The sequence below is a fragment of the Flavobacterium aquaticum genome (assembly GCF_003259835.1).
Lineage (GTDB): Bacteria > Bacteroidota > Bacteroidia > Flavobacteriales > Flavobacteriaceae > Flavobacterium > Flavobacterium aquaticum.
The window spans coordinates 429,872-453,104 of the sequence record NZ_QLMI01000001.1 but is presented as its reverse complement, the minus strand read 5'-3'; the positions used below and the strand labels follow the sequence as shown (position 1 = coordinate 453,104).

The following is a 23,233-nucleotide window of genomic DNA, read 5'->3' as shown; positions in this document are numbered from 1 at the left end:
ATTATTTTGCGCACTAAAAAAAGAAGTGTATTTTTGAAACTGAACACTGTAAACTGACCACTGAACACTTCAAAAAATGGCTCAAAATAAAAACGCGCTCATCCGCTACAAAACCATCGACAAATGTTTGCAAAACAACTACCGTCAATGGACATTAGAAGATTTAATGTATGCTTGTAGCGAAGCTTTGTACGAATACGAAGGCAAGGAAAACCCCGTAAGCAAACGCACCATTCAATTGGATATTCAGATGATGCGCAGCGAAAAATTGGGCTACAATGCGCCTATTGAAGTTTATGACAAAAAGTATTACCATTATGCCGATGAAGATTTTTCCATTACCGATATTCCCTTAACAGAAACAGATATCAATGTCTTGAGTGAAACCGTTTCCATGCTCAAGCAATTCAAAGACTTCTCATTGTTCAATGATGTTTCAGACATTCTGCAACGCTTAGAAGATAAAATCTATGCCGAAAAATCACACACCCAACCCGTCATTCACTTAGATAAAAATGAGAGTTTAAAAGGCTTGCATTTTTTAGATGAAATCTATCAAGCGATAGTTAAAAAAATAGTGTTAGTAATCACGTATAAGTCCTTCAAATCCAAAGAAGAACAACAATTTAATTTCCATCCGTTTATCTTAAAAGAATTCAACAATCGTTGGTTTGTTATTGGTCGAAAAAAGGCCAGTCAACCCATCGCTAATTTAGCCTTAGACCGTATTATTAAAATAGATTACGATTTTCAAATGCCATTTTTGGAGCAACCTTTTAATCCAGAGAACTATTATAAAAATGTAATTGGTGTTACTGTAAATTCAGGCTTACAACCCAAACCAATTCAACTTTGGATAGATCAATACAACGCACCTTATGTATTGACTAAACCATTACATAATTCACAACGCTTACTAAAAGAAAACGAAGACGGAAGCATCATTATCAACCTATTTCTAATCGAAAACTACGAAATGGAGCGCATTCTTTTAGGCTTTGGTGATGGCTTAGAAGTCCTAAAACCCGAACGTTTGCGATTGCGAATAAAAAGTATTTTAGAAAAATCTTTAAAAAGATATGATGACTAAAAAAAACAACTTCTTAATTCAAACTCCAAATCAACGCTTTTTCTTTTGTGGCTCTAAAGATTGTATGATGTTCTTCTTTCTTTTCTGGTGAATAGTTCCATTTTAAATTGGGAAGTGAATTTGAAGTTAAAATTTCAGCTAGCTTATTTGTATTACCAAAAATATCTTTAGCACTTGAACCTGCAAACCAAAACGTTTTAGAAGTCGTTGGAAATGCTTCTAAATAATTTGGACTATCTTTCAATAATTGCTTGTTATTCCACCATAAAGAAGGATCAAAAGCAATATAAAAATCAAACATATCTGGAGCAATTAGAAATGTTTCGGTTACAAATAATCCAGCTAACGATTCCCCAATAATGCCTTTCTTAGCCGTTGTTCTGTACTTTTTTTGGATTTCAGGAATCAATTCCGCTTGTATAAATTGTCTAAATGCAGCAGAACCTCCAACAACTGGCGCTATTTCTTTATCTTTTGCTACAGATGTTGGTGGTGTTAAATCGCGTCTACGCTGTGTGTTTTCTATACCAACTAAAATAAATGGCTTAATTTTCTTTGCTTTAATTAGCTCAGATAATGTATTGGCAATATGTGGAAAATCTTCTTTAATTCCGCCATCAGGCATATATAAAACAGGTAATGAATCTGTTGAATTTTTATATTCATCAGGAAACCAAACAGTAATAACTCTTTTTTCATTAACATATTTAGAATCAATGGTAAAGGTTTCATGAGCAGGAATAGGGTCGTTAGGTTGTTGATTATTAGAACAACTTAACAAACTAACAAAGAGTACTGAAAAATTTAAAAAGAATTTCATCTGTTCTGAATATTTAATTGAGGTTAAATTTAATAATTTTTATTATTTCAATGATCTTTTTTTATTACCTTCTATTTTTCTTCCTTTTTACGTATAAAATCCTCTTTTACAAAGCGCATGCTAACAAAACCCCTATTAAACAATACCAAAACTATCAAAAGACATCAAAACTTGCAAAACAACTTTTTGTTGTTAAGAAGCTACAAGGTAGATACTCCTTAGATAGTGTATAGATAAAGTATAGATAGTGTATGCAAAAGGTATACCAACCAAAACAAAAAAAGACACCCGAAAGTGTCTTTTAAATAATATATGCTGATGAATTAATAAGCCAATAATTCTTTTAATTCGGTTTCAAATCTACCTTTAGGTAAATATTGATCTTCTAATGATTTCATAAACGGAATAGCTGATTCTAAACTTCCTACTCTTCTAACTGGAGCATCTAAATATTCAAAACAATTTTCCATAATCATAGCCGAAATATCACTGGCAACACCACCAAACAAAGTATCTTCTTGTAAAATGATTACTTTATTTGTTTTCTTTACCGAAGCGTAAATCGCATCCCAATCCATTGGCTGCAAGGTTCTTAAATCTAATAAGTCTGCTTTAATTTCTGGATTTTTAGCTAAAGTTTCTAAAGCCCAATGAACGCCTGCTCCAAATGAAATAATCGTAACATCTGTTCCTTCTTTAATCAATGACGCTTTTCCAAAAGGTAAGGTATAGTAATCTTTTGGTACATCTTGATAAACACTTCTATACAATTGCTTGTGTTCGAAGAATAATACTGGATTTGGATCGTTAATTGCAGTATTCAATAATCCTTTTGCATCATTTGGAAATGCTGGATACACTACTTTCAATCCTGGAGTTTTGGTAAACCAAGCTTCGTTAGTTTGCGAATGGAAAGGTCCTGCTTGAGTTCCGCCACCGCAAGGCATACGCACCACTACATCCGACTTTTCTTGCCATCTGTAATGTTGCTTTGCTAATAAGTTTACGATTGGATTAAATCCGGTTGAAACGAAATCTGCAAACTGCATTTCCATTACCGCTTTAAATCCGTTTATAGATAATCCGTTAGCCGCTGAAACTACAGCACTTTCACAGATTGGTGTATTTCTAACTCTTTCTTTTCCAAATTGCGCTACGAATCCATCTGTAATTTTAAAAGCTCCACCATATTCGGCAATGTCTTGTCCCATAATCACCAAATTCTCATGGCGTTCCATCGACTGACGTAAACCATTCGAAATCGCATCAATCACACGGATATTTTCAACTTCCGAAGAAGGATTGAATTCTTCGAAAGTATAAGGCTTGTAAACATCACCTAATTCTTCTTCTAAAGAAGCTACAATTTCTGGTTCTTCTTGCACTTTTGCCCAATCGGTATCAATTTCTTTCTTAATTTCAGCACGAATCGCTTCATCTTCTTCCTCTGATAAAACTGCTGTAGCTTTTAAGTAATTTCTATAATTTTCTACTGGGTCTTTCACAGCCCACATGTCCATTAATTCTTGAGGAACATATTTCGTACCACTCGCCTCTTCATGTCCACGCATTCTAAACGTTTTGAACTCTAACAACACTGGACGCGGATTTTCAATCATAGAAGCTTTTAATTCCGAAATCAAATGCACCACTTCTAATAAGTTATTTCCATCTACAACGTGGCTTTCCATTCCGTAACCTACACCTTTATCTGCTAAATTCTCACAACGGTATTGCTCGTTTGTTGGAGTTGATAATCCGTAACCATTATTTTCAATTACAAATAAAACCGGTAATTCCCAAACTGCTGCAATATTCAATGCTTCGTGAAAATCTCCTTCCGAAGTAGCGCCTTCACCAGTAAATACAGCCGTAACTTTTCCGTTTTTTCTTAATTTATTGGCCAAAGCGATTCCGTCTGCAATTCCTAATTGAGGACCTAAATGCGAAATCATTCCAATAATCTTATATTCTTGTGTTCCAAAATGGAAACTTCTATCACGACCTTTAGTAAATCCGTTTTTCTTTCCTTGCCATTGCGAAAATAAACGATGTAATGGAATATCACGAGTAGTAAACACTCCTAAATTACGGTGCATTGGTAAAATATATTCGTCTTTATCCAAAACCGAAGTAATTCCGACAGAAATGGCTTCTTGTCCGATACCAGAGAACCATTTCGATACTTTTCCTTGACGGATTAGAATCAACATTTTCTCTTCAATCAAACGCGGTTTTAAGATTTTCTTATATAAATCAAGTAGTTGCGAATTCGATAATTCTTTTCTTTCAAAGTTCATGATGATGGAACGATTAAATTTTGCTCAAAAGTAATAAAAATAACATTTTGAAAGCGAATTGTTATAAAAAAAGAAAGTTAAAATTAGACACTATTAATTTAAACGCAAAGACGCAAAGTTTTTTCGCAAAGAACGCAAAAGTAATAATGGCTCTTTAAAATAAAACGTCTCGGTGTAGCTTTCTCAACACATAGTATTTCAAAAAAACTCGGTTTAGCACTTTGTAACATTTAACATAAAAGTCATATAAGATTATTAAGTTAATTTCTTTGTGTTTAAAAGTTCATAATAGATTATTTGGATTTTTTGCATTTTTTTAATCTGTGTTCCAAAAACCGTTAACCTTTTACCCACCACCCATCACCCATCACCAATTGTTAACAACTTTCCTCTTTCACAATAAAAATATTTAATTACATTTGTATTTACTTGGGTTATAACCCATTTGATTTATTAACAATAAAGTTTAAGTATGCAACAAATTCCTAGTGTTGACTTACGTGATTTCCTGTCGGATGATCCGGCACGTAAACAAAAATTTGTAAATGAAATCGGAAAAGCCTACGAAGAAATCGGCTTCGTAGCATTAAAAGGTCATTTTTTAGATGACAAATTAGTAGAAGGATTGTATTCAGAAGTGCGTAACTTCTTTTCACTTCCTTTAGAAACCAAAGCTAAATACGAAATCCCAGGAATTGGCGGACAACGTGGTTATGTTTCTTTCGGTAAAGAGCATGCCAAAGGTCGCTCTGCTGGAGATTTGAAAGAGTTTTGGCATTTTGGACAATACGTTAGCGAAGGTTCAAAGTACGCTGGCGAATATCCAGATAACGTGGAAGTAACAGAGTTACCTAAATTCAATGAAGTAGGTAAAGAAGCGTACCAAATGTTAGAAAAAACAGGTGTTTATGTGTTAAGAGCTTTAGCACTTTACATTGGTTTAGACGAATTCTACTTTGACAAATACATCAAAGACGGAAACAGTATTTTACGTCCAATTCACTACCCTCCTATTACCGACGAACCTAAAGACGGTGCCGTTCGTGCAGCAGCACATGGTGACATTAACTTGATTACCTTATTAATGGGAGCTCAAGGAAAAGGATTACAAGTACAAAATCATAACGGAGAATGGATTGACGCTATGGCACAACCAGACGAGTTAATGATTAACGTTGGAGATATGTTATCAAGACATACCAACAACAAGTTGAAATCAACGATTCATCAAGTGGTAAATCCACCAAGAGAATTGTGGGGTTCTTCTCGTTATTCCATTCCTTTCTTCATGCACCCAGTAAGCGATATGAGTTTAAATTGCTTACCAGAATGTATCGATGAAAACAATCCAAAATTATATGAAGATATCACCGCTGGTGAATTCTTACATGAACGTTTGGTAGAATTAGGATTGATTAAGAAATAAAGGAAATCACATTCCAAATAAATAAAATTCCAAATTCCAAGTAACATTGGGGTTTGGTTTTTTGTTTAAAGATTGAAAATACATACACGCCATATTAGCACGCGGATGAAACGGATTTACTTCTTAAAACGCAGATTAAAACAGATTTAAACCATAAAAATAGAATATATGCACTTATTACATGAAGATTTAACATCGTTAATTTTAAAAACTTTTTACGAAGTTTACAACGAATTAGGTTTTGGTTTTCTTGAAAAAGTTTATCAAAATGCCTTATTGATTGAGTTAAGAAAAAAAGGACTTGAAGCAACTCCTAATAAAAAAATTAAAGTCTTTTACAAAGGGGAAAACGTTGGTGACTATTATGCTGATATAATTGTAAACGATACAATCATATTAGAATTAAAAGCTGCCGATAATATTGTTGAAGAGTTTGAAAATCAATTGCTCAATTACTTAAAAGGAACTGATTGCGAAATTGGTTTATTATTAAACTTTGGAAAAAAGCCTGAATTCAGAAGAAAAATTTACGAAAACAAAAGAAAGAATAGAAAAAATCAGTTTTAATTCGCGCTTCGCTTTAGCGAATCCGTTTTATCCGCGTGCTAAAATATGGACTTACAAGAACAATTAAAAAAACTATTCCCTAACCACGAAGTTTCTAACGAACCAGAAACTATCGAAGAAACTCCACACGAATTATTCGTTCAAAAAGAACCAATGATTTGCAAATATGAGAAGCGTAAAGGAAAACCTACCACGATTATTTCAGGATATGAAGGCGAAGACGAAGATTTTAAAATCTTAGCGAAGGAAATCAAAAGCAAATTAGCCGTTGGTGGCACGTTTAAAGATGGAGAAATCATCATTCAAGGTGATTATCGTGATAAAATCATGAAAATACTACAAGACAAAGGATTCAAAACAAAACGAGTTGGAGGTTAAATTCAATAAGTGAATTTAAAATTATGAAATAAAAATGGCTTAAAGCGTATAGCCTAAAGCATAATACAAAAACAAATGATAGCAGCATCAGAATTAATATTAAATCCAGACGGAAGTGTATATCACATTAACTTAAAGCCTGGACAAATCGCTAACGATATTATCTTCGTTGGGGATCAAAACCGTGTTGAGAAAATTACGAAACACTTTGATTCTATTGAGTTTACCACTCAAAAACGTGAATTTAAAACCCAAACAGGAACTTACAAAGGCAAAAAAATTACAGTTATGTCAACTGGAATTGGTCCAGATAACATCGACATCGTAATGAATGAATTAGACGCTTTGGTAAACGTAGATTTAGCAACAAGAACAGTTAAAAAAGAATTGACTTCTTTAAACATTGTACGTATCGGAACTTCAGGTTCGTTACAAGCGGATATTCCTTGCGATAGTTTTGTAATGAGTCAGTATGGATTAGGATTGGATAACATGCTTCGCTCCTATTTAATTGATGAAATTTCGGAAACTGAAATGGAAGAAGCTTTTATCAAGCATACCAATTGGGACATGAGAAAAGGTCGTCCCTACGTAATTGCAGGAAGCAAAACTTTAGAACAAAGATTAGAAAGCGATAAAATTTATAAAGGATTCACAGGAACAGCTGGAGGATTTTATGGTCCACAAGGTCGTGTGGTGCGTTTAGGAATTCAAGATCCAGAATTAAATTCTAAAATGGATAGTTTCAATTTTAATGGAACTAGAATGACTAATTTAGAAATGGAAACTGGTGCTATTTATGGTTTAGGAAAACTATTAGGTCACAACTGTTTATCTTTAAATGCTATCATCGCTAACCGTGCAACCGGAACTTTCAGTGAAGACCCATACAAAGCTGTAGATGAATTAATTGAATATACTTTAAAAAAGTTAGCAGAATAACCAAAACTTCAATATTCGTTGTTCAAAATTGACTATTCCAAGTTTAAACGTTGAGTATCGAATAACGAATGTTGAATGATGAAATTATAAAATGGATTTAATACTAGAAACACCAAGACTAATTCTAAGAGAAATGCGACATGAAGATGCGAATTCTTTATTTGAAATGGATTGCAACACTAATGTTCATAAATATTTATGGCAAAAACCAGTTGTTCAAATTGACGAAGTTTACGCTTACATTGATATGGTTAGACAACAATACATCAATAACGGAATTGGACGTTTTGTAGCTATTACTAAAGATACTAATGAATTAATAGGTTGGACAGGAATTAAATTTGTAAACGACCATGTAGAAAACGGAAACACCAATTTCTATGATTACGGTTATCGTTTAAATGAAAAATTTTGGAACAAAGGTTTCGCTACGGAAGCTTCAAATGCTTGGTTAGACTATGGTTTCAATCAAATGAAAATTCAAGAAATGAATGCTTACACCCATGCCGAAAACGGTGCTTCTAATCATGTGTTGCAAAAAGTAGGTTTCAATTTTATTGAAGATTATCCTGATGAAAATGGTGTAACTTGGAAATGGTGGCAGTTAAAAAATTTAGAATTTAGAAATCAGAATTTAGAACGTTAGAATGAATTTTGAAGAGCTAATTGATAAAGTAAAAAACATTCCTTATGGAAGAAATGCTAATAGGTATGATTTTACATTAGTACTTTCTGAAAATAAAGGAACTTGCAGTTCGAAACACGCTTTCTTAAAGGATTTTGCTGATAAAAATGAAATTAAAAATATAAAGCTATACATTGGAATATTCAAAATGAATGAAGTAAATACACCAAAACTAGGTGATTTACTCTCAAAAAATAATATCAATTACATTCCTGAAGCACATTGTTATTTGAAGATAAACCATGTTCCGGTTGATGTAACAACTGTTGATTCATTTTACGATAAAATAAAGCATGATATAGTTGAAGAAATCGAAATAACTCCAAATCAAGTATGTGATTTTAAAGTAGCATATCATATGGCTTTTTTAAAAAAATGGATTAAAGAAACCAATCAAAATAATACCTTTGAAGAAATTTGGAAAATTAGAGAACAATGTATCTCAAAACTATCTGAATAATCTTAGTACCTAATACTCTTAGAATGAAAACAATCAAAATAGCTGGCGTTCCAGAACATTTTAATTTACCTTGGCACATGTGCATTGAAGATGGCGAATTTGAAGCCGTTGGAATCGATTTGCAGTGGACCGATGTGCCAGAAGGAACTGGTAAAATGTGCCAAATGTTGCGCGATGGCGAAACCGATATTGCTGTAATTCTTACTGAAGGAATTATCAAAGATATTGTTGCTGGAAATCCAAGTAAAATTGTTCAAGTTTATGTGCAAAGTCCATTAATTTGGGGAATTCATGTAGCAGCAAATTCTAGTTATAATACAATTTCCGATTTAGAAAACAAAAAAGTTGCGATTTCTCGCATAGGTTCAGGCTCGCATTTGATGAGTATTGTGAATGCTCAACATCAAAATTGGAACACCGAAAACTTACAATTTGAAATCGTAAACACAATTGATGGAGCCGTTGAAAGCTTAACTTCAGGAAAAGCAGATTATTTCATGTGGGAACGTTTTATGACACAACCATTAGTAGATAAAGGAATTTTCAGAAGAATTGCGGATTGCCCTACTCCATGGCCTTGTTTTGTTATTGCAGTTCGAAATGAAGTTTTGGACCAGCATCCAAAAGTAATCGAACAGATTTTAGACATTATCAATACAACAACCGAAGAATTCAAAATGATTCCAAGTATTGACCGAACCTTAGCTTCTAAATACAATCAAAATGTAGAAGCAATTCAGGAATGGTTAAAATTAACACGTTGGTCGCAAAAACAAATGACAGCTCCAACATTAGATAAAATAATGGAACAACTTTTGAAGCTTCAAATTATCGATAAAAAACTACCAAAAGAATCGATACTTAAATAATTCCGTATTTTTATCGTTTTAAACGAAATGACAATTAAAATCCCAACTATCGCCGAACTCAAAGAAAAGCTTTCTTTACCAAAGCCGTGGGATATTGTTGTCATTTTTTTATTGAATATCTTAATTGCTATTCCGGTTTTTTTAATTGCGCATCAAAATTTAATCGATTTAGAATGGGTAATTCATTTAGATAGAATAATCATTTTTATTCTCATTTTAGTTGTCATTCAACTTCTTTTACGATTGGTAAAAACCATTATCATTCTGATTGTTTTTTTGTATATAATTGCCTTATTGTACGGAACTTTATTCGGAAATTACGGTTTTAATCGTGTGTTTGAAGATTATCGCTATATGGTGTATTCTATGAGCGAAGCGCCAAATCCTCAAGATATCATCGTAGCCAAATTGCTTCCTTTTCCAAATAAATCCAAAATTATTAATGCGGTAGATTTTTCCAATCCGAAAGTTCGAAATTTTGCTCTATCTGCTACAACAAAACATTTCAGAGAAATCAAACAATCAGGCGAAACACGAAGAATGATTCAATGTTTTGCAGTTTTCAAAGAAATTAGAAATCGTTGGAATTACGTTAACGATCCAAAAGGAAGAGAATATATTGCTTCTGCTTCCGAAAGTTTGCAACATTTTTCAGGTGATTGTGATGATCATGCTATTTTGATGTCGGCCTGCATAAAAGCAATTGGAGGAACACCTCGTATAATTCATACTGGTGGGCATTTGTATCCAGAAATGTTAATCGGAAACAAAAATGATTTAGAAACTGCTATTTATTACATAAAAGAAGTACTTTTCGTAGAAGAAAGTAAAAATCATCAAATCTATTATCACATTGATGAAAGAGGACAAATTTGGTTAAATCTCGACTATACAGCTACCTATCCTGGAGGAAAATTCATGAGTGAAGAAATTCTAGGAGCGCTTACTTTTAATTGATAAATTTTCCTATATTTACACAAATTAACAACCTTTTTATATGAAAAAAATAAGCTATATATTAGTATTATTACTTTCTGTTGGTGCTTTTGCTCAGTCTAACGAAACGATGACTACTGACACCATCGTATCTCCTATTCTAGCTAAAAAAAACGAAGTTAAAGTAGATGTTTTAAATGGTATTGCTTTTGGAAAATTAGGTATTTCATTCGAACGCTTTTTAAACAAAGATTTTTCTGTTGGTATCACTGGAATGATGTTTAACAAAAAAAGCAAAACCGATGATTTCCTTACAGATGATACTCGAACTCTAATTGACTATCAAGTGATTCCGTATGTACGTTATGCCTTGTCTAAAAGTGCTTCGAGTTTATATTATTTAGAAGGATTTGTTAATATAAATGGTGGCGAATACAAGGAATTAACAACTTTAAACAATGGCGCAGCAGATTATGTTGTAATTACAAAAAAAGACTATAACGACGTTGCTTTAGGAGGTTCTGTTGGCTATAAATTATACTTTAAAGAGAGCTTTGTATTGGATTTAACGGTTGGTATTGGAAAAAACTTATTTAAAGAAAACAGTCCATCAACAGTAGCCCGATTGGGAATTAATTTAGGTTATAGATTTTAATTAGAAACATCATGAAAAAGTACTTATATATTTTAACACTTGTCATTCCTTCATTCTTTTTTACTAGTTGTACTGAAAGTGATGACGAATTTTTTGCATCAACTATAGTTACAGCAAATAGTTTAATTGAATTAGACGTTACTGGAAACGAACTTAACGTTTCTTGTTACGTGTCAAGATTGTTACCACAACCAAATAATCCTTTTGATATTTATTTGACAAGCACTTCTAGAAAAATATTTTTTAATTATACATTAGAAAAGAAAAATGTTAGTGGCGCTTGGGAATACTACACCCCAACAACGGTTTCTGTAATTGAAGGAGAAAATGAAATTGATGAAATAATCTCTGGAATTGCTGTTTTAGACGCTTTAGACACGACCTACGAATATGAAACGAATAACACGCTTGCTCCTGGACAATACCGAGTTATAGTTGAACCAGAAATTGTAACTCTAAACGCACAAGATGCTGTTATGGTAACTATAAAAACAACTACTGTAGGAGCGGTTGGAAATGTTTTGGAGTTTACTATAGATTAGAATTTATTAGTTAAACAACTTTAAGCACTACTCATGCAAAAAGAGCTTGTTCAAAAAAGAGGTTTTACGAAAAGAGAAGCCAAAATAATGGAAACAAAAGTTGTTTATAAATCAACTTTATTTGGAAAAGAATTCGAAGTTTCGATTCCATATGAAAATTTATCTCGCCATAAAGACTCTTATCTTTTAAACAGAAAAAATTTCTATATTCCTGTAATCGCATTAGGTTTTCTCACTTTTGTAACTTTTATGTGGAGAAATGACAAAGATTTACAAAATGATTTAGGAGAATATCAATGGATAATATGGGGAGGATTTTTTTTAATTTCAACTTCGATTTACTTATTAAGCATTGAAAATCTCTGGAGAATAAGAGTTCATTATAATACTTATCTGTATTTCTTCAAAAGTATTCCAAATAAAAAAGTTGTTGATGATTTTCTTGAATTTCTTTTTGAAATGCGTGACAACTATTTAAAAGAAACTTATTTTTACAAACCAAATAAAAATTTGTCTTTTGAGTCTCAAATAAATAACCTTCAATGGTTACGCAAAAACGAGGTAATTTCAGCAAGTGAGTTCAAAAATAGAATGAAAGAATTGGAAGAAGTATTTAATCAAGAACAAACGAAAATTGGATTTAATTAAATCTAGCTAGTGAGGAATTACATTCCATAATATCATTTTTTTGAATGATACCTACCACACCACCTCACCTTTTCCCTTCATTTTTAAGTATTCATTCGTTAATCTAAAATGATTGTTTCCAAACCACATACCTCTGTTGGCACTTAAAGGTGAAGGATGTCCGCTTTCTAAAACCAAATGTTTTACTTGGTTGATTAGTTTGCCTTTTTTCTGTGCAAAACTTCCCCAGAGTAAAAAAACTACGTTTTCAGATTTTTGATTGATTAAATCAATTACAGCATCGGTAAAAACGTTCCATTTTAAGTGTTTGTGGCTGTTGGCTTCGTCTTTTCTTACTGTTAAACCAGCGTTTAACAATAGCACACCTTGCTTTGCCCAACGCTCTAAATTTCCCGAAGTTGGAAAAAGAATCCTTTCGTATTCCGTATTAATTTCAGTAAAAATATTTTTCAAAGAAGGCGGAATAGCAACTCCATCATTCACCGAAAAGCACAAACCATTCGCCTCACCTATTCCATGATACGGATCTTGTCCAATAATCACCACTTTTGTATCGCGAAAATCAAATTGCTCAAAAGCAGAAAAAATCAATTCTTTTGGCGGAAAACAAGTCGTTGTGGCGTATTCTTGCTCCACTTGTTGCATTAATTCTACGAAATAAGGCTTCTGAAATTCAGATTCTAATAAGGTTTCCCAACTCTGGTTTTTGATAAACATTTTATAATTTTTACCAAAAATATAAATTTCTGTTGCAATATGGATTTATTACTTTGTAACTTTGACCTAACAGAAAAAGAAAAATGATTTCGATTACAGAAAAAACGCTACAAGATTTAGAATTTAATACGGTTTTAGAAACCATCGCTGGTCGTTGCAACACTGATATTGGTGAAGCAAAAGCTATGGCGATAACTCCGTTCAAAAACAAAGAAGAATTGCTTATTAATTTAAAGCAAACTTCTGAATATTTATCTTCGTTTTCTAACAACAACGCCATTCCGAATCACGGATTTGAAAATATCAATTACGAATTAAAATTCTTAGCTATCGAAGATAGTTTCTTGGAAGTTGGAAGTTTTAAAAAGATTGCCAACCTTTCAGAAACGGCAATTACGTTGATTCAGTTTTTAAAGAAGTTCGAAGATTATTATCCCAATTTATACCAAAAAGCTTCTCAAAATGATATTGTAAAATTGATCATTCAGCGTATTGATGAAGTGGTTGACAAGTTCGGAATAATAAAAGACAACGCTTCACCTGATTTGGTAGATATTCGTAGAAATATAAATCTAGTTCGAGGAAAAATCAACCAAAGTTTTGGTATGGCTTTGAGCCAATATAATTCACTTGGTTATTTAGATGATATTAAAGAAACTGTAGTTGAAAATCGTAGAGTTTTAGCGGTTTTAGCTATGTATCGTAAAAAAGTAAAAGGTTCTATTTTAGGAAATTCTAAAACAGGAAGTATTGCTTATATCGAACCCGAAGCAGCACAACGTTATTCTCGCGAATTAAACAATCTAGAATTTGAAGAACGCGAAGAAATCATGCGCATTTTAAAACGTTTAACCAATGAAATTCGTCCGTTTACCGAAACTATTGCTGCTTATCAAGACTTTTTGAGTGATGTTGATGTGATTGCTGCCAAAGCAAAATATGCCAATAAAATCAACGGAATTTTACCAAAAATAATCGAAGAGAAACGCTTGTTTTTTAGAGAAGCCTTCCATCCTATTTTGTATTTGAACAACAAGGAAAAGAAAGCCGTTACTTATCCACAAACCATCGAATTACATAACGAAAGTCGCATTATTGTGATTTCGGGACCCAATGCTGGAGGAAAAACGATTTCACTAAAAACTGTTGGATTACTACAATTGATGTTGCAAAGTGGGATTTTAATTCCAGTTCACGAACGTAGCGAAACGTTTTTATTTGATAGAATTTTAACAGATATTGGAGATAATCAATCCATTGAAAATCATCTAAGCACATACAGTTACCGATTAAAGAACATGAACTACTTTTTAAAGAAATGTAATGCTAAAACATTGTTCTTAATCGATGAATTTGGAACGGGTTCTGACCCAGAATTAGGTGGTGCTTTAGCAGAAACGTTTTTGGAAGAATTCTATGCTCGCGAAGCTTTCGGAATTATAACCACACATTACAGTAACTTAAAAATTTTAGCAAACGAATTGCCCTACGCTTCCAATGCAAACATGATGTTCGATGAAAAATCATTAGAACCTATGTACAAGCTGATTTTAGGTCAAGCCGGAAGTTCGTTTACGTTTGAAGTTGCTCAAAAAAATGGTATTCCGTTTGGATTAATCAATCGTGCGAAAAAGAAAATTGAAGGCGGAAAAGTTCGTTTCGACAAAACCATTGCAACCCTTCAAAAAGAGCGTTCTAAATTAGAAAAAACATCTTTAACATTAAAAGAAGAAGAAACCAAAGCGCGTGAAGAAAGCAAGAAAATGGAAACCATCAATGCTAAAATTCAGGATAAATTAGAACGTTATCAGGAATTGTATGATGCGAACCAGCGTTTAATATATATTGGTCAAAAAATTGATGATATTTCGGAAAGTTACTTCAATAATAAAGACAAAAAAACGTTAATCGGTGAATTTTTAAAAATGGTTGAAATCGAAAATTCGAAACGTAAAAAACTTTCGATTAAAGAAAAGAAGGTAAAAGAAGTGATTCAAAAAAAGGTTGAAGAGGAAGTTAAAGTGATTGTGGAGGAAATTCGCACGGTTAAAAAAGAAAAGAAAATCAAAGCAAAAATAGAAGAAGAAAACAAACCAAAAGTTACTTTAAAAGTTGGTGATAGAGTTCGAATGAAAGATGGAAAAGCCATTGGAACAATTGATGTGATTGAAAAAACAAAAGCAACTGTAAATTACGGAATTTTTACTTCAAAAGTGAGTTTAGACCAATTGGAATACGTACAACCTGTTTAAGTTACACAGAGTTTCACCGAGTTTTTTTGATTATGTTTGCGTTGATTAGTGTTACACAGAGATTTTTTCAATTACTTAAATTTTAAAAATCTGTGTTCCTTTTTTTAAAAATTAAAGATTGAACTTGAATTTGATATATGGAAATACAAGATTTACCACAAGATAAAAAAATCATATTGTTTGATGGTGTTTGTAATTTGTGCGATTCATCCGTTCAATATGTGATTAAACATGATAAAAAAGATGTTTTCAGATTTGTATCATTACAGTCAGAAATAGGACAGAAAATTTTAAAACACATTGGAATTAATCCTATTCATACAGATAGTATTGTTTTGTATGAACCTGGAATTTCCTATTACTACAAATCAACAGCAGCTTTACACATTGCAAAAGGCTTGAGTGGAATTTTTACTTTAGCAACTGTTTTTACCATATTACCAACAGGAATACGTGATTTTATTTATGATTATGTAGCTCGAAATCGATACAAATGGTATGGCAAAAAAGAATCTTGTATGATTCCAACTCCTGAATTAAAAGCTAAATTTTTAGAATAAGTTACATGATAATTATCAGGAAATAAACAATTGTTAAATTATATCTTTGTTTAAATTCTAACCTTTGTAACTATGGCAAATTTATTATTACCACTTTATTCACATAGCAATGGAACATTCATCATGATAATTGTTTTTGCTCTTGTGTGTCTTGGCTTAGTTGGCGCTGTAATGCTAATGATGAATAGTGATAAAAAGAAAAAAAACGACCAGTAATCTGGTCGTTTTTTAGTTTTATGTAGTAAAGAAATTATTGTTTAATAAATTTCTTAGTTGTTTTTCCTTCTGCAGCTTCAATTGTTACAAAATAAACACCAGCATTTAAATCAGAAACGTTAATTTGGGTTAAAGAACCTTCTTGATTTTTAACCACTCTTCCATTGATATCAACAACTGAAATATTTTTGATATCTAGATTATTGTTGTTTGATATGTTTAAAATGGATGTAGTTGGATTAGGATACAATGTTATTAAATCTAATTTATTTACTTCAAAATCATTAGTTCCTAACAGATTTTCTACATTATTAGCCCAAGAAACTAAATTATCAAACTTACCAGTGTATGCAACTGCGTTAGCAGTTCCTGAACTCATTATATAATCTATTTCAGCAGGATCCGAACCAGCTGCGGCTCCATCAAAAGAACCATAAAAACCAGGTCCTTTCCAAAAAACTTCACCCGTTGTTTTGTTAAAACTCATTCCTATTCTAACCCATTGATTTCCACTTAAAACTATTGGAGAAGCACCTAAATTTAAAGAATAATTTCCAAATGTACCTGCATTATCCAAATAACAAACTCCTAACAGAGTCTTGGTTTCTGCAACAAAACTCAAACCAACTAAAACTCTATCTCCAGCTGCATTATATAAATACAAATTTTGACGGTTTTTACTAGTTGTTGCTCCACCAGTAAATAAATCAAATTCAATATTAATTACCTCATTTCCACTTGTTCTTCCTGCCCAAGCAGAAACTAATCCGTCTTTCCACATAAAGCGTGAGCCAGTAGCGGTATTTGAACCCGTAATTTGTAATGATTTACCCGTTGTCTCTGAAACAATTTGATAACTTGCATTTGTTCCATTTGCAGTGTAGTAACCTCCTTGACCTGCTGTTACTCCGGTTACATCTGTACCAACATCTCCTAAAGTTAAAGCGTCAAAATTTTCTGACTGCAAAACCTGTGAAAAACTAAAAAAAGAAGCAAATAAGCTTAAAGTAAGTAAAGTTTTTTTCATAATAAAAGTTTTATAATTATCCCCCAAATTTAATCTTTTCATTGTAAGAAAAAACAACTTTAAGAAAAATTTACAACTTTCTTCTTTCCTTCTCTTTCTTAATTAAAGTTAATTCTCTACTGGTTTGCCCAGCTACTGAAGTATTTTCTTCAGCTCTTCTTATTAAATATGGCATAACATCTCTTACTGGACCAAAAGGCAAATATTTTGCAACATTGTATCCTTCAGCTGCTAAATTAAAACTGATATTATCACTCATACCCAATAATTGTCCAAAGAAAATACGTTTGTCATTTTTAGCAATTCCTTTTTCTTGCATTAATTGCATTAGCTTATACGAGCTTTCTTCATTATGAGTTCCAGCAAAAACCGCCATAATATCCAAATGATCTACCATATAAGAAACAGCAGCATCGTAATTTATGTCAGTAGCTTCTTTTGAAATACAAATTGGAGATTTTTGTCCGCGTTCTGCCGCTCTTTCATTCTCTTTTTCCATGTAGGCACCACGAACTAATTTCATTCCAATGTAAAATCCTTCTGCTTTTGCTTGTTCGTGAAGATTTTTTAAATAATCTAATCGATCCCAACGGTACATTTGCAACGTATTAAAAACAATCGCTTTTTGTTTGTTGTATTTACGCATCATGTCGGTTACAATAGCATCTGCAGCATCTTGCATCCAACTTTCCTCAGCATCAATCAATAACAATACATCTTTTTCAAATGCTGTTTTACAAGCAATATCAAAGCGTTCGATTACTCTGTTCCATTCATTTTGCTCGTTTTCTGTCAAATGAGCCTTCTCTCCTACTTTTTCGTATAAAGCTAAACGTCCAAAACCTGTTGGTTTAAATACTGCAAACGGAATCGCTTCTCTTTCTCTAGCAAATTCAATTGTTTTTAAAGTCATGTTCAAAGCTGCATCAAACTGTGCCTCTTCTTCTTTACCTTCAACTGAATAATCTAAAACTGAAGAAACCCCTTTTGTATACATTTTATCTACTACACGAAGACAATCCGTTTCATTTACACCACCACAAAAGTGATCAAAAACGGTTGAACGAATCAATCCTTCTACTGGCAAATGCGCTTTTAAAGCAAAATTAGTTACGGCTGTTCCTATTTTTACTAAGGGTTGACTATCGATTAATTTGAATAAAAAATAAGCTCTTTCTAATTCGGTGTCACTTTTTAAAGCAAAAGCAACTTCTGTATTATTAAATAGTGTGTTCATTGTGTTTGAAATAAAGTGTTACAAATATACGCCACAGTTATCGAATAATAAATAAAAAATGACGTATTTTGCAGTCAAATTTTACACATTTTCATGCAAACCATACAAGCAACTAATTATTCCGTATTTTTTAATGAAACAGGCTATGAAAAACTAGCTTCGTATCTTGTTCCAACGCATTATTCTAAAATTTTTATTTTGGTTGACGAAAATACCTCGCAGTATTGTTTACCTCACTTATTAAATAATTTGGCAACCGAAATTGAAATCGAAATCATTGAATTAGAAGCAGGTGAAAGTCATAAAAATATAGCAACTTGTTCCGAAGTTTGGGCTGCTTTGTCTGAATTAGGTGCCGATAGAAAAAGTATCATCATCAATTTAGGTGGTGGCGTAATTTCTGATTTGGGCGGATTTGTAGCTTGCACTTTCAAAAGAGGAATTGATTTTATCAATATTCCAACTACACTACTTTCAATGGTAGATGCTTCTATTGGAGGGAAAAATGGTGTAGATTTAGGAAATTTAAAAAATCAAATCGGAATTATTCGCGAACCAAAAGCGGTTATTGTGGATACTGAGTTTTTAAGTACACTATCTCCAAGAGAAATGCGCTCCGGATTAGCCGAAATGTTAAAACATGGCTTAATTTTCGACAAAAATTATTGGGATAAATTTAAAAACTTAAAGGATTTAAGTACAGAAGATTTAAACGAATTAATTCATCAATCCATTCAAATAAAAAATACAATTGTTTGTGAAGATTTAACCGAGAACGGAATTAGAAAAGGATTAAATTTTGGACATACTTTAGGACACGGAATTGAAAGCTATTTCTTAGAAAACGAAGATAAAACTAGTTTACTTCACGGAGAAGCAATTGCCGCAGGAATGATTTTAGAAAGCTATATTTCTAAAGAAAAAGGGTTGTTAACCAATGAGGAATATCAAGAAATTAAATACATTATAAATGATATTTTTGAGCGTATTGAGTTTAATGAAAACGATATCAATCAAATCATTGAACTGTTGATTTATGATAAAAAAAATGAATTCGGAAAAGTACAATTTGCTCTTCTTGAAGGAATCGGAAAAATAAAAATCAATCAAGAAGCAGATAACGAATTGATTTTCAAAGCCTTTAAAGATTACTCAGTTTAATTATTTTTTTAAATTTCTTTAAATAATAGCCATTTTATTTTTTAACTTTGCGCCCATGAAAGAAAACAACTATACGAACAATTTCAACAGAATTCTTAGCAATAGGAATGCTGACTTATCTATTATTGATCGTTTGTTCTTTTCTATATTTTGTTTTCATATAATTGATTTATTCGCGTTATCGAAGACTTTTAGTGAAAAACTATTAATTCGATTTGCAAATATTAGGGTTTGAAAATTAAGGTTTAAAACAAGTTCGCTTTAAGCTTTTTTAATTTTTAATCTTATATTTCAAAATGAACACTAAATATTACGACTTAATTAATCAGACTTTTTATTTCCCACAAGAAGAATTTACTTTAAACAAAGACAATCTTCAATTTCACGGTATCGATTTAATGAAATTGGTAGAAGAATATGGTACGCCACTTAAGTTTACCTATTTGCCTAAAATTTCTCAAAACATCAACCGTGCTAAAATGTGGTTTAGAAATTCAATGGAAAAACATGGCTATGAAGCCAAGTATTTCTATTGCTACTGTACTAAAAGTTCCCATTTTGAATTCATTTTAAATGAAGCTTTAAAAAATAACATCCATCTTGAAACTTCTTCTGCTTTTGACATTAATATTGTTGAAAGTTTGATGGAACAAGGAAAAATCAATAAAAATACTTTCGTTGTATGTAACGGATTTAAACGCGATCAATATGTAACTAACATTGCTCGTTTAATCAACAACGGACACAAAAATACTATTCCTGTAATTGATAATTTTGAAGAGTTAGATTTATTACAAGAAGAAATCGATGGGAAATTTAAAATCGGAATTCGTATTGCTGCGGAAGAAGAACCAAAATTTGAGTTTTATACATCTCGCTTAGGAATTGGTTATAAAGACATCGTTCCTTTCTACAGAAAACAAATTGCAGAAAACAAGAAAGTGGAATTAAAAATGCTTCACTTCTTTATTAATGCAGGTATTCGTGACACAGCGTATTATTGGAACGAATTATTAAAATGTATGAAAGTGTACATTGCTTTGAAAAAAGAATGTCCTTCATTAGATAGTTTGAATATTGGCGGAGGATTCCCTATTAAAAATTCATTAGCTTTTGATTACGATTACCAATATATGGTAGACGAAATCTTAAATCAAATCAAGATTGCATGTGATGATGCAGAAGTTGCTGTTCCTCATATTTTTACAGAATTCGGATCGTTTACTGTAGGTGAATCTGGAGGTGCTTTGTATCAAGTGTTATACCAAAAGAAACAAAATGATAGAGAGAATTGGAACATGATTGATTCTTCTTTCATCACCACTCTACCTGATACTTGGGCAATTAACAAACGTTTTGTTATGATGGCGGTGAATCGCTGGAATGACACTTACGAACGGGTTTTACTTGGTGGATTAACTTGTGATGGAGACGATTATTACAATTCGGAACAACACATGAATGCGGTTTATTTACCAAAATACAATAAAGAAAAACCATTATACATAGGATTCTTTAATACCGGAGCTTATCAAGAAACCATCGGAGGTTTTGGTGGATTAAGTCACTGTATTTTACCACAACCAAAACACATTTTAATTGACAAAGACAAAAACGGAATTATTGCAACTGAAGTGTTTTCAGAACAACAAAAAGCCGAAGACGTTTTAGAAATTTTAGGATACATTAAGAAAAAAGAACAATAAAATAAAAAGTAATGAGCAAAGGACCAATTAGTCAGTTTATCGAGAAACATTATCTTCACTTTAACTCTGCTGCTTTAGTAGATGCAGCAAAAGGTTACGAAGAGCATTTATTAGACAACGGAAAAATGATGATTACATTAGCTGGTGCAATGAGTACAGCTGAATTAGGAAAATCATTAGCCGAAATGATTCGTCAAGATAAAGTACATATTATTTCTTGTACTGGAGCTAATTTAGAAGAGGATATCATGAACTTGGTAGCTCATAATTCATACAAAAGAGTTCCAAATTACAGAGATTTATCACCACAAGAAGAATGGGATTTATTAGAAAACCATTACAATCGTGTAACAGATACTTGTATTCCTGAAGAAGAAGCTTTCAGAAGATTACAACAACACTTATTTGATATTTGGAACAATGCTGATTCTAAAGGAGAACGTTATTTTCCACATGAATTTATGTACCAAATGATCAATTCAGGAGTTTTGGAACAATACTATGAAATCGACCCAAAAGATTCTTGGATGGTTGCAGCTGCTGAAAAAAACTTACCAATTGTAGTTCCAGGATGGGAAGACAGTACAATGGGTAACATTTTCTCTTCTTACTGCATTAAAGGTGAATTCAAAGCTACAACTATGAAAAGTGGAATTGAATACATGATGTGGTTAGCAGACTGGTATCCAAAAAACTGTGCTGGAAAAGGAATTGGTTTCTTCCAAATTGGCGGAGGAATTGCTGGTGACTTCCCAATTTGTGTAGTTCCAATGTTATACCAAGATATGGAAATGCATGATGTGCCGTTTTGGAGCTATTTCTGCCAAATTTCTGACTCAACAACTAGTTATGGTTCGTACTCTGGAGCAGTTCCAAACGAAAAAATTACTTGGGGTAAATTAGATATTACAACGCCTAAATTTATCGTAGAGTCTGATGCTACGATAGTTGCGCCATTGATGTTTGCTTACGTTTTAGGTTGGTAAAATTTTTTAAAAAAATATTAAATTTTACTTGAAAATATAAGCTGAGGATATTACATTTGACGAAATTACAAGATTAAAACCTACCCAATGAAAAGAGTTATTGTTGATTACGCTAAATTAACAAATGAAATCTTAACCTTACTAGTTGAGAAATTTCCTGACGGATATGATGATTCGGATGTTATTCGTTTTAAAAATGCTAAGAATGAAACTGTTGAAGCTGTAGAAGTTCGTACTGAAGACACTATTTATTTAGTAAAAGTAAGTACTAAACTAGCCGACAGAATTGAAAATTACGACGAAGATGACATTATCGAAGATGATGTGGTAGCAGTACCAGATGAAAAAATCGGAGCTCTAAAAGACTTAGATATTGAAGACGACGATGACGACGATGACGATTCAAATGATTCAGACGATATCGAAGATTCAGAAGACGGAGACGACGATGATGCTGACGAAGACGATGAAGATTAAAATAAATAAAAAAGGGATTCAAAATTGAATCCCTTTTTTATTATAAATATCTTTCTAAAATTACGTTTTTATGATGCAATTCATGTCCTAACATAATATATCCAATAGCTCTTACCGAAACACTGTTATTAGAAGCCGTTCCTAAACGAAGTAAATCATCAGTTGTAAAAGTTTCAAATAAACTCACAGAAGCATTTCGTACAGTTTCATATTCTGCCAATAAACTTTCATATTCACGATTATTAGCATTAGCTGTAACTACATAATCATTTTCTTCAAATCCTGGTAAAACAGTTTTATCATTTCTTGCAATTCTTAAAGCACGATAAGCAAATATTCGTTCTGCATCAATCAAATGCAAAATAATATCTTTAATTGTCCACTTCCCTTCTGCATATCGAAATTCATGTTTAAAAACAGGAATCGATTTAAAGAAATGCAACATTTCTTCTTTTTGCTTAATAAGTCCTTTAATAATATCTTGCTCTGGAACTAATTTGATATAATTCTCATAATAGGGAGCAAACTCGTTTGATTGTAAGTTTTTCATAACTTAAAGATATAAAAAAAAAGCCT

The 23,233-nt window shown here is 32.2% G+C and carries 24 protein-coding genes; 18 read left to right on the top strand and 6 right to left on the bottom strand.

All coding sequences use genetic code 11. The features are described 5' to 3' along the window. Positions 1-76 precede the first annotated feature (76 nt). Complete coding sequence (locus B0I03_RS02300) at positions 77-1,090, top strand: helix-turn-helix transcriptional regulator (protein ID WP_111565851.1); 1,014 nt, start codon at positions 77-79, stop codon at positions 1,088-1,090. Positions 1,091-1,103: 13 nt separating this feature from the next. Here the strand turns inward: B0I03_RS02300 and B0I03_RS02295 are convergent, their stop codons facing one another. Further along, positions 1,104-1,910 carry an alpha/beta hydrolase gene (locus tag B0I03_RS02295; protein ID WP_111565850.1) on the bottom strand — a complete coding sequence of 269 codons (807 nt, stop codon included), beginning with the start codon at positions 1,908-1,910 and terminating at the stop codon, positions 1,104-1,106. A 323-nt stretch (positions 1,911-2,233) separates the two neighbouring features. Continuing rightward, positions 2,234-4,210 (bottom strand): alpha-ketoacid dehydrogenase subunit alpha/beta, encoded by a 1,977-nt coding sequence (locus B0I03_RS02290; protein WP_111565849.1) that lies wholly within the window; start codon positions 4,208-4,210, stop codon positions 2,234-2,236. Positions 4,211-4,682: 472 nt separating this feature from the next. Here B0I03_RS02290 and B0I03_RS02285 point away from each other — a divergent pair, with 472 nt between their 5' ends. The 11 genes from B0I03_RS02285 to B0I03_RS02235 all read left to right on the top strand — a co-directional run bounded on the left by B0I03_RS02285 (position 4,683) and on the right by B0I03_RS02235 (position 12,318). Further along, positions 4,683-5,636: an isopenicillin N synthase family dioxygenase gene (locus B0I03_RS02285; protein ID WP_111565848.1), complete on the top strand. Its 954-nt coding sequence runs from the start codon at positions 4,683-4,685 to the stop codon at positions 5,634-5,636. A gap of 168 nt (positions 5,637-5,804) precedes the next feature. Further along, positions 5,805-6,203, top strand: a complete 399-nt coding sequence (locus B0I03_RS02280) for a GxxExxY protein (RefSeq protein ID WP_111565847.1) — start codon at positions 5,805-5,807, stop codon at positions 6,201-6,203. A 45-nt stretch (positions 6,204-6,248) separates the two neighbouring features. Beyond that, a complete protein-coding gene (locus tag B0I03_RS02275) occupies positions 6,249-6,581 on the top strand; it encodes a translation initiation factor (RefSeq protein ID WP_111565846.1) in 333 nt (110 codons plus the stop codon). Between the two features lie 75 nt (positions 6,582-6,656). After that, the gene (locus B0I03_RS02270) at positions 6,657-7,523 is read left to right on the top strand and encodes a nucleoside phosphorylase (protein ID WP_111565845.1); all 867 of its coding nucleotides are present in this window, start codon (positions 6,657-6,659) and stop codon (positions 7,521-7,523) included. Between the two features lie 91 nt (positions 7,524-7,614). Continuing rightward, on the top strand, positions 7,615-8,169 hold the full coding sequence (locus B0I03_RS02265) for a GNAT family N-acetyltransferase (protein ID WP_111565844.1): 555 nt from the start codon (positions 7,615-7,617) through the stop codon (positions 8,167-8,169). A gap of 1 nt (position 8,170) precedes the next feature. Then, a complete protein-coding gene (locus tag B0I03_RS02260; protein ID WP_111565843.1) occupies positions 8,171-8,668 on the top strand; it encodes a hypothetical protein in 498 nt (165 codons plus the stop codon). Positions 8,669-8,691: 23 nt separating this feature from the next. Further along, positions 8,692-9,537: a substrate-binding domain-containing protein gene (locus B0I03_RS02255; protein ID WP_111565842.1), complete on the top strand. Its 846-nt coding sequence runs from the start codon at positions 8,692-8,694 to the stop codon at positions 9,535-9,537. 27 nt (positions 9,538-9,564) lie between these two features. After that, on the top strand, positions 9,565-10,494 hold the full coding sequence (locus B0I03_RS02250) for a transglutaminase domain-containing protein (protein WP_111565841.1): 930 nt from the start codon (positions 9,565-9,567) through the stop codon (positions 10,492-10,494). Positions 10,495-10,534: 40 nt separating this feature from the next. Further along, complete coding sequence (locus B0I03_RS02245; protein WP_111565840.1) at positions 10,535-11,128, top strand: DUF3575 domain-containing protein; 594 nt, start codon at positions 10,535-10,537, stop codon at positions 11,126-11,128. An 11-nt stretch (positions 11,129-11,139) separates the two neighbouring features. Further along, a complete protein-coding gene (locus B0I03_RS02240; protein WP_111565839.1) occupies positions 11,140-11,670 on the top strand; it encodes a hypothetical protein in 531 nt (176 codons plus the stop codon). Positions 11,671-11,757: 87 nt separating this feature from the next. After that, positions 11,758-12,318, top strand: coding sequence for a hypothetical protein (locus tag B0I03_RS02235; RefSeq protein WP_146603243.1), 561 nt, complete (start codon positions 11,758-11,760; stop codon positions 12,316-12,318). Positions 12,319-12,369: 51 nt separating this feature from the next. On the opposite strand, the gene B0I03_RS02230 is transcribed toward B0I03_RS02235, so the two are convergent. Next, positions 12,370-13,035, bottom strand: a complete 666-nt coding sequence (locus B0I03_RS02230) for a uracil-DNA glycosylase (RefSeq protein ID WP_111565837.1) — start codon at positions 13,033-13,035, stop codon at positions 12,370-12,372. A gap of 83 nt (positions 13,036-13,118) precedes the next feature. On the opposite strand from B0I03_RS02230, the gene B0I03_RS02225 reads away from it, so the two are divergent. Further along, entirely contained in the window at positions 13,119-15,287 is a 2,169-nt protein-coding gene (locus B0I03_RS02225) for an endonuclease MutS2 (protein ID WP_111565836.1), read from the top strand. A gap of 137 nt (positions 15,288-15,424) precedes the next feature. Continuing rightward, the gene (locus tag B0I03_RS02220; protein WP_111565835.1) at positions 15,425-15,847 is read left to right on the top strand and encodes a thiol-disulfide oxidoreductase DCC family protein; all 423 of its coding nucleotides are present in this window, start codon (positions 15,425-15,427) and stop codon (positions 15,845-15,847) included. Between the two features lie 250 nt (positions 15,848-16,097). Here the strand turns inward: B0I03_RS02220 and B0I03_RS02210 are convergent, their stop codons facing one another. After that, a complete protein-coding gene (locus B0I03_RS02210) occupies positions 16,098-17,090 on the bottom strand; it encodes a T9SS type A sorting domain-containing protein (protein WP_181452322.1) in 993 nt (330 codons plus the stop codon). A 70-nt stretch (positions 17,091-17,160) separates the two neighbouring features. Continuing rightward, positions 17,161-18,327, bottom strand: coding sequence for a proline dehydrogenase family protein (locus B0I03_RS02205; RefSeq protein ID WP_111565832.1), 1,167 nt, complete (start codon positions 18,325-18,327; stop codon positions 17,161-17,163). A 93-nt stretch (positions 18,328-18,420) separates the two neighbouring features. On the opposite strand from B0I03_RS02205, the gene aroB reads away from it, so the two are divergent. The 4 genes from aroB (at position 18,421) to B0I03_RS02185 (ending at position 22,657) form a co-directional block, all read left to right on the top strand. Then, complete coding sequence (gene aroB / locus B0I03_RS02200; protein ID WP_111565831.1) at positions 18,421-19,488, top strand: 3-dehydroquinate synthase; 1,068 nt, start codon at positions 18,421-18,423, stop codon at positions 19,486-19,488. 296 nt (positions 19,489-19,784) lie between these two features. Further along, positions 19,785-21,194 carry an arginine decarboxylase gene (locus tag B0I03_RS02195; protein WP_111565830.1) on the top strand — a complete coding sequence of 470 codons (1,410 nt, stop codon included), beginning with the start codon at positions 19,785-19,787 and terminating at the stop codon, positions 21,192-21,194. 11 nt (positions 21,195-21,205) lie between these two features. Further along, on the top strand, positions 21,206-22,180 hold the full coding sequence (locus B0I03_RS02190) for a deoxyhypusine synthase family protein (protein ID WP_111565829.1): 975 nt from the start codon (positions 21,206-21,208) through the stop codon (positions 22,178-22,180). A gap of 87 nt (positions 22,181-22,267) precedes the next feature. Continuing rightward, positions 22,268-22,657 (top strand): DNA primase, encoded by a 390-nt coding sequence (locus B0I03_RS02185; protein WP_111565828.1) that lies wholly within the window; start codon positions 22,268-22,270, stop codon positions 22,655-22,657. A gap of 40 nt (positions 22,658-22,697) precedes the next feature. Here B0I03_RS02185 and B0I03_RS02180 read toward each other — a convergent pair whose 3' ends face one another. Continuing rightward, positions 22,698-23,207 (bottom strand): DinB family protein, encoded by a 510-nt coding sequence (locus tag B0I03_RS02180; RefSeq protein WP_111565827.1) that lies wholly within the window; start codon positions 23,205-23,207, stop codon positions 22,698-22,700. Between the last annotated feature and the right edge of the window lie 26 nt (positions 23,208-23,233).